Source organism: Glutamicibacter sp. Je.9.36, assembly GCF_051129975.1.
Taxonomy (GTDB): domain Bacteria; phylum Actinomycetota; class Actinomycetes; order Actinomycetales; family Micrococcaceae; genus Glutamicibacter.
The window spans coordinates 522,156-535,552 of the sequence record NZ_JBCPSN010000002.1 but is presented as its reverse complement, the minus strand read 5'-3'; the positions used below and the strand labels follow the sequence as shown (position 1 = coordinate 535,552).

Below are 13,397 nucleotides of genomic sequence, written 5' to 3'. Positions count from 1 at the left end.
CTCCCGGCATCGCACCGAGAAGAAGGTTTACCGTGTGAAAATCTCGCCAGCGGAACCGATCCACCGGCGATAGTTCGTCTCAGCCTGCGCACGTATCTGCGGGGTGAGAGGTCCTTTACCAAACGGGTTACGGCCTTCCTGCACCGCATCCCATGCCAAGGTGGCTCGCTGCACACGCTTCTGGGCCTCGCTCATCGTGGAGACAGGCCTAGAAGGGTTCGCGATGACACCGTTGGGGTTCTGACCGCCGGGCTGGATATACCCGAACCGGCGAAGCTGTTCAAGCGTCTGTTCTCGCGGAAGGTTCTGCGCGTAGATCCCTTCCGGTGTCAGGCGCTTCTGCACTGTTCGTTGGTACTTGCTCCGAGCCACCGGCTCGAAGCCCTCAGAATCGGCCCTGAGCCGCTCGGAGGAACCAAAATCACCGCGCTTGGTCGTGCCTTCATCCGTATTCAACGAAAGAAGAGACTGGCCGCGTCTCGTACCGTCCTGAGAAATTCCCGCATAGGACATGCCTCGGCGGGAGTTGACCACCTGGAACAAATCCGAACCGTCACGAATCGCCTGCGCGCCCGCCGTCGTGAAGTGCTTATCCTGTTCCTCCGGCGACAGCGAGTTGAAGTATTCGTACGGATCAACTCGCAAATCGTCGGCATGGGACTCCTGCGCGGGAATCCCGCGGCAGTCACAGCGAGGATGCCGGAGGAACCCGGCATTCCACCGATAGAACCGCCCAGCAAGCACCGCGCAACGGCTGCACGACGGCGGGTTGAGCATCCTGATATAACCGACGCCTGCACGAGACGCGCGGTCCACAGAAGCAGCCCCACGGCCTGTATCGGACAAGACCGTCCGAGTGATCCTGTCCAGATCCCTACCGCCCATAGCCAAAGCCTGCTGAGGCACCATGCCAGCACCAATCAAGCTCTTCGTCTTCGTCACCGGCGAATACAACAACGACTCCAAAGGCCGTCCATCAGGCGCAGACAAAGCGAAAGCCCGTGGATTCACGAAGCCTTGAGGAAACACGTACGCGCCCTGCTCGGCGAGCGCCATGGCCCCGAAGGCGGCTCCTTCGGTGGCTGCGGCGGTCATGAGTGCTTGGACGCTTCTGGTGAGTTCCGGCGCTGTTTCTGTCCATGAGCGGTCGAGGTCCACGAGGGAGATGTTCCGCCAGGCGTTGCGGGTTACGCGCAGTGCTTTGAGTGCGAGTAGTCGCATTTGGCGGTCGTGCTCGGTCGCGGCCGCGGAGTAGGTGATCATGGTTGGATCAGTTTCTGTTCCAGGTCATTGATCATCAGGTCCTGCATTTGGCGCTCTGCGTCGGAGTTCGACACCCACTGTTTGACAGCTGGTGGCGTTGCGCCTGGAAGCATCAGCCATGCGTCCTTGCGTGCCATGCCGCCGGCAATGAGCTTGCCGATGGCATCAACAATTTGCGCGAAGGAACGAGGCTCGGTGTCTGCCCAGATGATTTCGCTGCCTGTGTCCTCGTGGGATTCGCCGCGGGCCCGGTTTGCCAGGCGCATGACTTGTTCCAGTGACTCGCCTGCGGATCGCTTGAGGTCCTTCACCAGTGCCTGCAGCGTGGATTCCGCTCCTGCGAGTGCATCGCCGGAGAGGTTGGCCATGCGGGAGAGCATGTACTGGGGAGGGATCTGGCCGATTGCGAAGAAGTCGGTGAGGAATTCGGAGAGTACCTTGATGTAGTTGTCCAGGTTGGACTCCGGCAGGTCGAATACCTTGGTGTCTGCGCCAGGGAATACCAATGCTCGGTCTACACCGAGGCGACCGGGACTGTTGAGCATCGGCAGCGGGAGGCCGTTGCCGTCTAGCACTGGTTTTCCGTCTGGGCCCATGCGGATGATCGGGTTGCCTGAGCTGTCTCGAACGACCGGGTCGTAGCCCGTGAAGACTCGTTGGCGGTAGGCCGAGAACTGCATGGCCAGCAGGGTATTGAACCGTATGGTGTTCAATGCGTCCTGCTGCGGGATCAGCGTTTGTATGGCTGATCGCGGTTTGCCGTCTGCATTCAGGTTGTAGTCGAATCCGACGAAAGGAAGTGCGTCCAGTCCGTGCCGGCCATAGTCGGATAGCGTCCAGGCAGAGGATCCGCCCGCGGCTTCGTACTTGAACCATTCGTTTTCGTCGTAGACGAACGCGATCCGATTCGACGCCGAGTATTTTACGGAGGATGGAAGTAACAGCGAGGAACCGCGGCGCTCCTGCACGCTGAAAATCTTGACTGCCCAAGTATGCGTGAACGGATCTTCCGCATCAGCACCAAGCCAGACTCGCCGGCCGCTTTCAGGACGGATCTTCGGGGTCTTCTTGTTCTTCGGGTTCGCAGAAACCGACATGACGCCGCGGCCATGGGTGTACATCTCCTGGAACGGGATTGCCTGGCGGGAATCCAGCCGGTTCGGCTGCCAAATTTCATTCCAGACAGTTTCGTCAGCGGTGTCTTTGCGTCCGGTCTTGATGCCATCGACTTGCAGTCGCTGCGTCGGTGCTTTGACCGCAATTTCCATCCAGTTGGCGATGGACATGTCCTGCAGCTGCCGGTACTCGGCATTCACTCCTTCCGGGGCGTAGGGCAGGTCCTGGTCGCCGGCAATGTAGCGTTCCCGGTAATCCCAGTCCTGCTCCTGCTGCTTGAGCTCCCATTCGCCAACGTCCAGGCGCTCACGTGCAATTACCTCTGCATCAGCCACAGAGCACCTCCTTGATCTAGTTGAATCCGTAGGCTTGCCGGGAGATGCCGTCTTGCGGCTTCCACCCGGTGGACCAGCCCGCGGCGCGAGCGTCACAGGCAGCCTCGTGCGCGAGCACGGAGGTCACGGCCGCATCAATCTTCTGATGGGCTGAGGGCTTGAGGATGATGTAGCGCTGGTTGGTTCGGGCGAACATTCGCGCGTTGGAAATGTGCAGCGCGGTGATGGGGCACCCGTCGTGCAGCAGTGCGCCGGATTCTAGATCAACGATGAATCGCTCCAATGCGGAGTGCATTGGTGCTTGCCGGTAGGTTTCCCACTGGATGACCCGGTCATCACCGTATTTCGAGGACCAGGCTTCTATCTCGGTCTTCCACAAGGGCGGATCGCAGTACATGCGTTCCACTTTGTGGGCCGCGAATAGTTCTTCCACCGCTGCGTGCACTTCCTCGCGTGGAATACGGCCACCGAACTCTGCCGGATCCCAGATGGTCGGCCGGCGGTCCGGCCCGTAGGTGGGAGTGAACTGCCAGCCACCCAGAGTTTCGGCACGAATCGCGGTGAAGTCGTGCTTCTCAGAACCGTCGAATGCAAGGCAGATATTCACGCAACAGACTCCGTTCGGCTCCACAGCCCTTCAGGCATCCACGCGCCCTTGCCCTGGGACAGGATGTTCCCGTAGAAGCGTTCTGCTTCCTCCGGGTCTTTCTCCATCATTTCCATGGCTTCAGCTTCAATGCCGTCCAGATCCACCCAAGGTGAACCGCGATAAACGAACTCGAGGATCTTCCGGCGGTCACGAGCATTCTTGAATTTCAGATGCTCCGGCGGCCGGCGGAAGAAACGGAACAAGTCCTTCGCGGATGACTCATAGGTTTCCTGTGCAGTCGAAGCCTGCGACGGGTCGTAGGCGTTCGTGGTCTCAATGCCTCGGCCACCGATGCCGGCCAAGCCACGGCGAGCTGTCTTAGCTACGTTCTTCAGCTTGTTCGTATCGGTGAATGTTCCGGTCTCGTCGAACAGGCCGAACGTGATCGGGTTACCCAGGCGGGAGAGAGCCGATGAAGTGACCGCTTGGATCAGCCCGTCCTCGCCGATTCTGGCGAAGCTCTCGGTTGTTCGTATGAACTCGGACAGTGGCCCGTCCTTGACCATGCCCTGCAACGGACCGTAGGTGTTGTCGACTTGTTCCTGCGATGTGGCGAACAGCTGGATCAGGGGAGTAGGCCAGGGGATTCCCTTGGCCTCTCCCTCCTCGTACTCGTACACGAAACCGCAGCTGCAGTCGTATGTTGAGCACTCGAATGCTTCACCGTCATGTGCCCAGCCACCGAATAGTGCCGGACCGCGAGCCTCGTTCAACGTTATCGAGGCAGCCCAAGGGCCTTTGCCTGTTTTCTGCGGTGCAATGACCTGGGAACGGCGGTTTTCGAAAGCCGGGGCCAAGATCGGACGTTCCGGACGCCACATCGCTTTTTGCTTCACCCGATAGTGGTTGACCGTGCACCACAACTGCCAGTCACGGTGCACAAACGGCAATCCACGGTCGAAACCGGTAGGAATCGGGCAATGCGCCTCGATCCAATCTGCGGCAAGGAACCCTATCGTTGGGAAATCGACAACAAACTCGCTACTTTCCTGATCCATTGCGCACTACATGCATGCGATCACGGGCAGACTCACGGCGAGCGCGGTTATTCGTCTGCTTCTTTTCTTCGCGCTTCTCGCCGAGTTCGTCGGTGGAGATGCGCCAGCGGTTACGGAGCAACGCTGTTTGGGATAGGCCGAGGCGATCAGACCATTGTCGCGCTTCGCCTGCTGCCTTGAGGTTGCCTCGTTCGCCTGCAACCAGGACTCGGACGTACATTCCTACGTCGTGGCCCCACCCCAGCCCGTCCCAGGCGACCGCTTGGGGCGTCTTCCAGATTTCCCTCCACACAGCTAGTTCGCGTGCGTCCAGCGCCTTGGCTAGGGCCTCGTCACGCTCTTCTGCGGGTTTGAACTTTTCCTGGTCACGCCATTTCTCCAAAGGGAATGCTGGTGCGTTCCCCTTGCGACCTTCGGCAGGAAGGGTGGTCCATCCTGAGGAGTCGGTCTTGCGCATCCGGCGAAGTGCGTTCGGGTCTGGCGCCGGGCCAGAGTTCACGCGTGCTCCTCCACTTCCCATGAGATACCTGCTTCCATACCGCGTCGCGCGGTGTGTTGAGAGGGGCATCGCGCCCACTCTTTTCAATGCATTTCGTGGATTCAGACTTACTGGTTTTGGTGCTGAATCCAGAACCAGATTTGAACCTGACAGACCAGTGAAACTTGAACCTGACTAGGGTTTTCAGAATTCCTTGAACCTGACAAACTATTTAGAGACCTCCCCGGCGGTACTGGGCACCCCGGGCGGGAAGGGGGCTACCCCCAGGGGTCACGAGGGTCGTTCGAACACCGCATGCGAGGCGATACCAGCTGCTCTAAGGTTGCATCTGATGTGCTCAGGGCCGGTCCAAGCTTTGCGGTCATCGGTGTGGCCGAGCTGGAATGGTTCGCCGTGTTCGAATTGATTGCGGCACTTAGCGCATGCGAAGTTGTGGATGCCAGCCTTGATGATTCGCTGCCGTTCCTTCTGATGCGCTGCGTCGTACCCGCGCTGGTAGCTGTTGCCGCGCTTCTTCTCATAGGCCCGGGCATGCTCGGGGCATCGCTTCTCCGTGCTGAGTGCGGGGCAACCATGCTCGGTGCAGACTCGCATGCGCGCCATGATCACCTCACTGCGTCCGGGTACGACGAAGCCCCGAACCGTATGGCTGGTCCGGGGCTGTGGTTGGCTAGGCTGACATCTCGTAAACTGTTCGCAACACGTAATGTGTCACGTCGAGAGTCTTTATAGCTTGCTCTTTCGGCGTGCTAGCTAAGTCGTGAGTTGCTCGGTTGCCACGTTCACGGATACCGTCAATGACCGGCATCATCATGCGTGGGAAAAACCGCTCTTCATCTAGCTTCTTCACGTACGCTGTGAAGTTCAGTCCTTCATCCATATCGAATTGGTCGACAGCGATATGCATCAGGATCTTTCGGCACATCAGTTCGGCGGCAGTCCATGCTGAAGCTCTGCCCGCGTTCAGCACTTCGTCCCATGCTGACTCGATGTCATCGGGAAGGTTCTTCAGTCGGGGCATTGGTAGCGGCCCAGGAGACAGTGTGTACATGTCTGCATTGTTCACGGCTGAACGTTGAAGCAATTCGATTTCCTCCCGCCGTCGCCCTTGCTTGTACTGAAGTTTCAGATTTAGTACAGATCCGCTGTTGCAGCGCGGACAGATGAAAACTTCGAAGTCATCGACTGGGAAGTCTTGTCCATATTGAAAGTTGGTGGAGACCCTCAGCTTTGTAAGGCTGACTTCTTTACCGCAAGTACCACAGATGGAATCAATTAGGTCGAGATTGCTCATGACGTAATCGTCTCACGACGAAGCCCCGAACCACTGTTGTGATCCGGGGCTATCGCTTGAGCCAGTAAGGCCATTCAATCAGTAAATTTACGCCACTAAGTCAAGTCCGTCAAACCCGGCCCAGACGGGGAGGCCGAGCACGTCGACGCTGTGGCCGAGACGCCTTCAGCATCTTCGACCAGGTGTCCCATTGCACCGCGTGATGGGCATCAGCTGCACACCTGACAGTCTTCACACCATCGGACCTCTCGGCAATGAACAACTGGCCTTTGCACCCGGGGCGCTTGCAGTACTGGTCCGGGAGCTTGGCCGTGGTCTCGACACCGTACGTCTTGGCCGCGATCTGATCAGCTGCCTCGGCAACCCACCAATACGCCTGGCGGGTGAAGCTCTTGTCGGTGGCTTCTGCGATCTTCACCATCTGCCACCGGGCCAGCCACTCGGCCAAGCTCGGCGTGGTCTGATCAGCCGGCAACATGAGACCAGGATGATCATCGATCAGCCTGAGAGCCACAGACCAGATGTTGTCGCGCACGATCATCAACGCATCCGATACCGAGACGTTCAATGGCAACGGTGCTTCAGTGCGCTGGGCGTGACGCTCGCTGTCACCACCTCGCGACGGATGCAATGCGTCCTGAGCTTCATCCCAACGATCAGCCACCAGGTGAAGATCAGCACGCATCCGGTCATCGCAAGTCGGGCAGAGATTCAGATCAGCCGACGCAGCCGGTGGAACCTTGTCCTGCTCGGCTACTAGATGAACCACGCACACCCCAGCACCTTCGCGAGCGATCGACTGGCAACCCCAGCAACCACAATCCGCAGCATCCTTATGCTCTGGCAACGGTCGCACCTCCTCGCAACACCTGAAGAATCCGGCCAGACACCCAATCAGATGGGCGCCACACCTCAGCCACCTGGCCACCCAAACGAAGATCATTCAGCCACGACTCCTGCGCTGGACTCACTCGGCCGGCCTGGGCCTTCAACTCGGCAAACATCAACATCTTCGTCCGCCCATGGATCAACACCAGATCAGGAAATCCCGGATTCGAACGCCGAGAATCATGGGTGTGATACTGCTGCGTGTAACCCAACGACTTCGCAAGGCTCTGCACATGAGACTGGAACTCTGATTCACTCCACAAGAGGACAGGGTTCTTGAACAGCTTCTGGTTGTACTTCATTAGCTCTTCCTCCTACGAGGTCTTCTACGTCTTGAACGGGGCTGAGTATTGTTCGAAGGCTTAGCAGGAGGAGGGGAATCAGCAGGTGAGTGATCGCGCCACCCAGCCCTGCCAGACCCTTCCCGGCCCGACCCGTCCCGACAGATCCAGATCCGACACCCTCAGGTTTCTTGATGATCAACTGATTATTTTTTGATTCGGAGTTGATCGGTGACTGGGCGGGGGACGAGCCGGGGGTATCCGTTGCTTCGTCGCCGGCCGGAGCCTCACCCTGGCGGGGAGTCTCTACGGCTTCGCGTTCAAGTGCTGCGATCATTTCCGAGTATTCGATGTCGTGGAGCTCGGTGGCCATGTCCGAAGTGGACAGGCGTTCTTTCCGGGCCGGGTTATCCGTTGCCTCGGAGTGCTCAACCTTGCTGGCTGCCGTCGCATTCTTGCCGGTGGTGGTGGACGAGCCGGTGGTATCCGTTGCTTCGTCGCTTGCCGTTACCTCGGTGGAGGCCGGACCATTCACTGGGCTCGATGCCGGAGCTGGCTTAGGAGCGTGGAGCTCTACACGTTCAGTCGAGACCTTGACCAGGATTCCCGCCTTGTCACGCAGCCATGCGGCCGCGGCGGCGGTGAAGTACGGGGTTCTTGGTGCCGGTCTGAGTTCTTTATCCCAGAAGTCACCTTCCTTTCTCGTTGAATTGCAATCCAGGCAGGCAACCACGAGCCGGTCAATGGGCGTGGGGTCGCTGGTGTCCAGATCGGTCGGGTCAAGGTGGTCTATGGTGTGGGCCTTGATCGATTTGCGGTCATTGCCAAAGGTGACAATGCGGCCACACCAGCGGCACTCGGCGCCATCGCGCTTGATGATGGCGCCCTTCTTGGCCATGTCGTAGGTATCCGCGCGACGGTTCTTCTCGCGGTCCTTATCCGACTTGAGGATCATGTGGAAGAGGTCTTCCTCTTCCACGAGCTTGAGGACCCGACGCTTCTTGCCGTTCTCCTCAATTTCCTTCTCCTCGAAGATCCCGCAATACAGCGTGGTCTTCAGCAGCTCGGCGTACCGGCTCAGGCCGGCCAGCATCCTGGCTGTGCCGACCTCTACGATGTAGTCCTTATCGAATGCAGCCGATTGCGTGGCGCACCGATTCACCCACCCGTAGACCTCGTTCAGTAGGCGATCATCGACCCAGTTCACTTCCAGAACACGCAAAATCAGTGGATGATTCGCCGATACGTCCGACTGCTTCAACCACGACATTGGCGTTCCTGTTCATGTTCTTAGGCTTCGGCAGCTTCCGGGCTTGCGCCCTGGCTACGGCGAGCGCTTCTTTGGGGTGTTTGGTGTCTGCGAGGGCGTTGCCGCGTTGGAGGGTGATCCAGCGGCGGGTGTGCGGGTTTCGGCAGACGTAGATTTTTTCCGAGTCGTCGGTGAGCGCTCTGATTAGCATCATTGGTGGGCCTCGATTCTTATTACTTGTTCGGGGTCGCTTCGGTGCTTGATTTGGACGCCGTTCCAGGTGAGTTCCACGACGGTGGCGTGGAGTTGGTGGGTGATGTAGGTGATGCGCCCGTAGAGTCGTGGTTCTCCCGGGATGTTGATGCAGGCGTGGAGCCCTAAGTGGTCGAGGTTGTTGAGCCGGCCGGTATGGATTTCATCCATGTCCCGGAGCGGGTCGAGACGTGGGACTGGGCCATCGTTCCTGGGGCGTTTAGGGGTTGCTGGTTCAGTCACTTTTCCTCCTGAGACTGGTTAGCGCGGGCACGGAGCCATGCGGTGATTGGCTGGGCTACGCGCAACCGGTCTTGCAGGCTGCCCTGGATCAGTTCGTTCCATGCCTTGTACTGAAAAGCGTTGGCTACCTCGTTGAGCGCTTCTGTTTTTGCTTCGGCGCGGACGGTTTCAAGCCAGCGGTTGAACTGGGCAGCGCGACCCGGAATAGGGTTTCCGTCAGTGTCGCTTGTATAGAACGTTCGTATGGTCGCAGTGTCCGGCGTGAATTCCCCGCCGTGGTAGGTGGCTTCATGCTTGTCATTAGCGCCCATGGAAATCATCTCCTATGTTTTTGATTAGTAATTCCTGTGCCCCGACCTGTATTGTTTTCCCTTGTGCATCTCAGTCCTGATGCTGAACGAAGTCACTCGATCCCAACAGGAGGAAGTTATGGGTTTCATTGGTTGGATTGTTTTAGGCCTTATTGCTGGCGCGATCGCTAAGGCGATCAAGCCTGGTGAGCAGGGTGGCGGCTGGCTCGCTACCCTGGTGCTTGGTGTTGTTGGCGCTATTGTTGGCGGGTGGATTGGATCCGCGATCTTCGGAGTCGGAGTAAACGAATTCTGGGATCTGTCTACATGGTTGCTGGCCATCGGCGGCTCGCTGATCGTCCTCGTTATCTGGGGACTGATCACACGCAAGAAGGCGTAGTTTGCGCGACAGAACGGGGTCTTACCTTTCGGGGTGAGGCCCCGTTCGCCATGCCTGGGCATCGTTCACCTCCGGTCCGTCAGTAACGGCATGGATCGAGTAGAAGCGCCACCAGGCTGTCCTGCCGTCGTTTGCCGCGTCGTCCTCTTCTTCAGCTGTCCGGCACATGCTCTGGTGTGGCCCTGTCATGGATTCAATGGCTGATTCGATACTCGTGTGGAGTTCACCGTCCCAGTCAATCGCGTTGGTTTTCTTGTCGACGATGATGTACCCGCGAACTTCCGGCTGGGCGACGGCGAGGACAGCGCGTGCGTTGCCCCGGTAGTGTTCCATGCTGGTTTCGGTGAGGTCTTCCCAGTTCGGCGGTTCTGGGCATTCAATGCTCGGCGTGTGGTACTTCCTTTCACGCATGAACAACGCTTTCGCGCCAGCTTCGAGCGCGTCCGGGTTTAGCGGGGGCTGGTCAGGCATTGGGGATCTCCTTGGATTTCGTCTCTTGGCTCGGGTGCTTTCCAGCCCTGCTCGATCATGACCGGGAGGATCAACTTCAGTGCTTCTGCGATGTCCACCTTGTGCTGATACCGGTTGAACGCTCCGGCGCCGGCCCAGCTAGGCATCGGCAGCTCGCCATTCTGGATCCTGGTCTGCTCGTAGGAGACGATGGCCACCTGCTCGACCAGGTCCTCAGTGATGTAGGACTTCGGGGCGATCATGACTGAACCTCTGGCTTCTTCATCTGGCCGGTGATGGTGATCTTGTCCGATGGCATGAGGACGTGATGCTGGCCGTCCAGCATGACTCTGACGTACTTCATCTTCTTGCCGCCTTCGACGTCGTAGGATCCGTGGGTGATGGACTCCAACGTGCCCTTCGTCGGCGCAAACTCGACGGTCTTGCCGGTGTCGGTGCCGTTGAGGCGCCGGGCTTCAATGACCGTGCTCATGAGCGCACCAGGAACCCCGAGAAGGACTCACCTTGGACGATGCCGGTGAGCAGATAATCTTCCTCGTCACGGGATACTTGTAGCCCACCCACAGCCCACTTCAAGTCGTGCCGGCGTTCGATCGATAACGGCTCGTCACCGATCAGCTCATCGAGCTCTTCACCGGTGTCATATGAGTGATGCGCCCGAATAGCTTCCTCGGCGGCCCATGCATCAGTGGTTCCCGTGACCAGCCAATAGTCGCCGTCTTCGCCAAGCGTGAGGACATCAATTGAGTCGCTAGTTCCTGAATCCACGGACAGGTACACGCCCCAGTGCCTCGCCATTGCGATTGCACTGCCGTGTACATTGGCGCGAAGCAGTGCGATCAGACGATCAACGAGTGGACCTCCTTCCCTGATGTCTTTGCGCAGTGGGCCGTCAATGTACTTAATGGCCTGGTCTGTGGTGTCGGTAAACTCGAACGGCGCACCGGCATCGTCTCTGTTGTCCATGTCGCGCAAGGTGATAGTGGTACTCATGGTTGTGCCTCTTTCTTCAGTTCATTGATTTTGTCCGGGCGGAACCCGAACCAGTCGTGAGAATCCTTGGTTTCCATATCCATGACCAGGACGTAGGGCATCGTTGCCGGGACGCCCTTCTTCTGCGCGATCAGCTTCAACTCGTCGATGGACTGCTTATCTGACTCGTTGACGACGATCTCCTGGTAAGGGATGCCGGCGGTGTTCAGTGCACGCTTGGTATTGGTGCACTGGTTGCATGTTCCTGGCTTCGTGTACAGGGTGACTAGCTTGCTCATGCCGCCGGTCCTTTCACGCTCATGAGCGAGTCCGCGGCTCTTCTCATTTGGCTGACCAAACGGGTCACAGCTACCGCGCCTTCTGGGGTGAGCTTCAGCGTGTGCATTACCTCGCCACGGAACCGCGGAGCATCGTGCGCGAGGACGGCGTGGAAGTAGTTCTTCTTGTCCGCCATCGCGCTGTACCGATAGATCGGCTTCTTTCGCTGCTCCTTCTCCGACCAGCGCGAGGACTCCTGCTTGTAGATCCACTTGCGGTCCAGAAGAACTGCGCGCAGCTCGTTCTCACCGATCTTCAGATCAGAAGCCAGGGTGCGGATCGTGATCAGATCCTCGTCGGCCACGAAGGTATCGACGTAATCAACCTTCGGAGCGTCCTGCTCCACCTTTGATTCCAGCGCCTTGACCCGCGCACTGGTGATCTGAAGCGCCTGGGCAACAATGTCGTCCTCGGACATCGGCGAGCGCTGGGTGGTGAGTTGCTGGGCCATCTCGTAGAAGGCCCTCACGAGCTCCTTCTTGAAGGTGCGCACCTGCTCGTTGTTCCGCAGGTAGGTGATCAGCAAGGTTGCTTGCTGCTCGTTGAGCTGGGCCACTTCTCGGCGTTGGGTTCCGCCGGCTGTCTCGAAGGGTCGGATTTCAAATCCGACCCTTCCGAATTCGTTGAGGTCGTTGCTGTTGTCGCGGATTATGCGCATGACGGATGCGTGCTGGTTGCCGGTGTGCTCAGCGATGGTGAGCGAGGTGACGAATGCGCCGAGTCCGTCTACTTCGACGAGCGATCTTCTGGTTTCTGGTGTGATGCTCAATTTCGGTTCCTCCTGTACAAGGTGATTGGTTTGTTAATTTGTTGACAAGGTTTCAGCTGACTGCGGCGAAGAGTGACGGCAGTTCTTTGGCCCAGTGCTCTTTGATGCCGTCGTAGTTGTCTTTGTCCTGATCGTCGAGTTCCACGCGGTCGGCGCGGAGCATGCCGATGAAGTAGTGGCCGCAGAGGACAAGCAGGGAACCGAATCCGTTGGCCAATGCGCAGACGGTGAGCGGTTCGCCGTAGGTGGTCTGCGCTGCCCGGAACGCTGTGATGCGTTTCAGGTCGAACCTGGTGGGCGGGAGCATTGCGCGGTTGCGCTGCGCTGCGCGTCCGAGGCTGGCCCAGATGCGAGTCAGGTCCTTGTTGGTCTGGACTGGTGTGGTGACGGTGAGCTGGTCGCCGCCGAAGAGCTGGCCGAGACGTCGCACCTTGATAGTGGATACGGTGATGTCTTCTTCGCCGGGCTGCTGCTCGGTGGTGAAGGTGACGATCACTTCCAGCTGGACGTCCCAGTCCTCTTTGCCTGGTGCGAACATGTCGATGATGGTGCCGGCGATTTCCGGGGTCATGGAGAACTGGCCGAGTTCTCCGTAGAAGCTCTCTTCATCGATGTGTACGCGTGCGACTCCGACGGTCAGGCCGTTGGTGGCAGTGACTAGCAGTTCGCGGTTCGGGCGAATCGTGCAGTCGATGCTCCGGCCGATCGCGTCGTCCTTGTCGTTGGAGACGTGGGTCTTGGTCGAGGCCAGGGCTTGGCGGAATCGGTGCAGGTCTACGGTGAATTGCAGCATTCGTGGTTCCTACTTCCTGAGTCTTCTTCGTTCGTCGGGTGTCTGTCCGCCGCGGATGCCGTGCTTGGTGTCTGATTGGACTGCGTCGATGAGGCAGTCGAACTGGACTTTGCATCCTCCGCAGAGGTTCTTGCCTTCGATGGCCGCTACGCGGGATTCGCTGGCCGGGTGCCAGGGATCGCCCTTCTTCTTGAAGTCCCAGCTCTTGCAGAGCGCTCCGGCTCGCCAGTCCTGATCATCGGCGGCCATATTCGGGGCTTGGCGGGTAATGCTCGCCATGCTTCTGGTGGCCATGG

At 58.7% G+C, this 13,397-nt stretch carries 21 protein-coding genes; 1 reads left to right on the top strand and 20 read right to left on the bottom strand.

The window, feature by feature from the left end; genetic code table 11:
- Positions 1 to 27: 27 nt before the first annotated feature.
- The 12 genes from AAZQ98_RS06925 to AAZQ98_RS06870 form a co-directional block, all read right to left on the bottom strand.
- A complete protein-coding gene (locus AAZQ98_RS06925) occupies positions 28 to 1,263 on the bottom strand; it encodes a hypothetical protein (protein ID WP_434690842.1) in 1,236 nt (411 codons plus the stop codon).
- Positions 1,260 to 2,714: a phage portal protein gene (locus AAZQ98_RS06920; RefSeq protein WP_434690839.1), complete on the bottom strand. Its 1,455-nt coding sequence runs from the start codon at positions 2,712 to 2,714 to the stop codon at positions 1,260 to 1,262. Before AAZQ98_RS06920 ends, AAZQ98_RS06925 begins: the two co-directional genes overlap by 4 nt.
- A 16-nt stretch (positions 2,715 to 2,730) precedes the next feature.
- Entirely contained in the window at positions 2,731 to 3,321 is a 591-nt protein-coding gene (locus tag AAZQ98_RS06915; RefSeq protein WP_434690837.1) for a terminase, read from the bottom strand.
- Positions 3,318 to 4,361, bottom strand: coding sequence for a terminase (locus tag AAZQ98_RS06910; protein ID WP_434690834.1), 1,044 nt, complete (start codon positions 4,359 to 4,361; stop codon positions 3,318 to 3,320). The genes AAZQ98_RS06915 and AAZQ98_RS06910 overlap by 4 nt, the downstream gene beginning before the upstream one ends.
- Positions 4,345 to 4,860: a hypothetical protein gene (locus tag AAZQ98_RS06905; RefSeq protein ID WP_434690832.1), complete on the bottom strand. Its 516-nt coding sequence runs from the start codon at positions 4,858 to 4,860 to the stop codon at positions 4,345 to 4,347. Before AAZQ98_RS06905 ends, AAZQ98_RS06910 begins: the two co-directional genes overlap by 17 nt.
- Before the next feature lie 270 nt (positions 4,861 to 5,130).
- Positions 5,131 to 5,463 (bottom strand): hypothetical protein, encoded by a 333-nt coding sequence (locus tag AAZQ98_RS06900; protein ID WP_434690830.1) that lies wholly within the window; start codon positions 5,461 to 5,463, stop codon positions 5,131 to 5,133.
- A 67-nt stretch (positions 5,464 to 5,530) separates the two neighbouring features.
- On the bottom strand, positions 5,531 to 6,154 hold the full coding sequence (locus tag AAZQ98_RS06895) for a DUF4145 domain-containing protein (protein WP_434690828.1): 624 nt from the start codon (positions 6,152 to 6,154) through the stop codon (positions 5,531 to 5,533).
- Positions 6,155 to 6,263: 109 nt separating this feature from the next.
- Positions 6,264 to 6,923 carry a hypothetical protein gene (locus AAZQ98_RS06890; protein ID WP_434690826.1) on the bottom strand — a complete coding sequence of 220 codons (660 nt, stop codon included), beginning with the start codon at positions 6,921 to 6,923 and terminating at the stop codon, positions 6,264 to 6,266.
- A 64-nt stretch (positions 6,924 to 6,987) separates the two neighbouring features.
- Positions 6,988 to 7,344: a VRR-NUC domain-containing protein gene (locus tag AAZQ98_RS06885; RefSeq protein ID WP_434690823.1), complete on the bottom strand. Its 357-nt coding sequence runs from the start codon at positions 7,342 to 7,344 to the stop codon at positions 6,988 to 6,990.
- The gene (locus AAZQ98_RS06880) at positions 7,295 to 8,593 is read right to left on the bottom strand and encodes an HNH endonuclease (RefSeq protein WP_434690821.1); all 1,299 of its coding nucleotides are present in this window, start codon (positions 8,591 to 8,593) and stop codon (positions 7,295 to 7,297) included. The genes AAZQ98_RS06885 and AAZQ98_RS06880 overlap by 50 nt, the downstream gene beginning before the upstream one ends.
- A 189-nt stretch (positions 8,594 to 8,782) precedes the next feature.
- The gene (locus AAZQ98_RS06875) at positions 8,783 to 9,067 is read right to left on the bottom strand and encodes a hypothetical protein (RefSeq protein WP_434690819.1); all 285 of its coding nucleotides are present in this window, start codon (positions 9,065 to 9,067) and stop codon (positions 8,783 to 8,785) included.
- A complete protein-coding gene (locus tag AAZQ98_RS06870) occupies positions 9,064 to 9,387 on the bottom strand; it encodes a hypothetical protein (RefSeq protein WP_434690816.1) in 324 nt (107 codons plus the stop codon). The genes AAZQ98_RS06875 and AAZQ98_RS06870 overlap by 4 nt, the downstream gene beginning before the upstream one ends.
- A gap of 109 nt (positions 9,388 to 9,496) precedes the next feature.
- Between AAZQ98_RS06870 and AAZQ98_RS06865 the strand changes: the two genes are divergently transcribed.
- Entirely contained in the window at positions 9,497 to 9,757 is a 261-nt protein-coding gene (locus AAZQ98_RS06865; protein WP_105661338.1) for a GlsB/YeaQ/YmgE family stress response membrane protein, read from the top strand.
- A 21-nt stretch (positions 9,758 to 9,778) separates the two neighbouring features.
- On the opposite strand, the gene AAZQ98_RS06860 is transcribed toward AAZQ98_RS06865, so the two are convergent.
- Genes AAZQ98_RS06860 through AAZQ98_RS06825 form a run of 8 tightly spaced genes read right to left on the bottom strand, consistent with a single transcriptional unit; the run spans position 9,779 to position 13,395 of the window.
- On the bottom strand, positions 9,779 to 10,228 hold the full coding sequence (locus AAZQ98_RS06860) for a hypothetical protein (RefSeq protein WP_434690813.1): 450 nt from the start codon (positions 10,226 to 10,228) through the stop codon (positions 9,779 to 9,781).
- Complete coding sequence (locus tag AAZQ98_RS06855; protein ID WP_434690810.1) at positions 10,207 to 10,470, bottom strand: hypothetical protein; 264 nt, start codon at positions 10,468 to 10,470, stop codon at positions 10,207 to 10,209. The genes AAZQ98_RS06860 and AAZQ98_RS06855 overlap by 22 nt, the downstream gene beginning before the upstream one ends.
- A complete protein-coding gene (locus tag AAZQ98_RS06850; RefSeq protein ID WP_434690808.1) occupies positions 10,467 to 10,700 on the bottom strand; it encodes a hypothetical protein in 234 nt (77 codons plus the stop codon). Before AAZQ98_RS06850 ends, AAZQ98_RS06855 begins: the two co-directional genes overlap by 4 nt.
- Complete coding sequence (locus tag AAZQ98_RS06845) at positions 10,697 to 11,221, bottom strand: hypothetical protein (RefSeq protein ID WP_434690805.1); 525 nt, start codon at positions 11,219 to 11,221, stop codon at positions 10,697 to 10,699. Before AAZQ98_RS06845 ends, AAZQ98_RS06850 begins: the two co-directional genes overlap by 4 nt.
- Positions 11,218 to 11,499, bottom strand: coding sequence for a glutaredoxin family protein (locus AAZQ98_RS06840; protein WP_434690802.1), 282 nt, complete (start codon positions 11,497 to 11,499; stop codon positions 11,218 to 11,220). Before AAZQ98_RS06840 ends, AAZQ98_RS06845 begins: the two co-directional genes overlap by 4 nt.
- Positions 11,496 to 12,308, bottom strand: a complete 813-nt coding sequence (locus AAZQ98_RS06835; RefSeq protein WP_434690800.1) for a Rha family transcriptional regulator — start codon at positions 12,306 to 12,308, stop codon at positions 11,496 to 11,498. The genes AAZQ98_RS06840 and AAZQ98_RS06835 overlap by 4 nt, the downstream gene beginning before the upstream one ends.
- 52 nt (positions 12,309 to 12,360) lie before the next feature.
- Positions 12,361 to 13,101 (bottom strand): hypothetical protein, encoded by a 741-nt coding sequence (locus tag AAZQ98_RS06830; RefSeq protein ID WP_434690797.1) that lies wholly within the window; start codon positions 13,099 to 13,101, stop codon positions 12,361 to 12,363.
- Between the two features lie 9 nt (positions 13,102 to 13,110).
- Positions 13,111 to 13,395: a WhiB family transcriptional regulator gene (locus AAZQ98_RS06825; RefSeq protein ID WP_434690795.1), complete on the bottom strand. Its 285-nt coding sequence runs from the start codon at positions 13,393 to 13,395 to the stop codon at positions 13,111 to 13,113.
- Positions 13,396 to 13,397 lie beyond the last annotated feature (2 nt).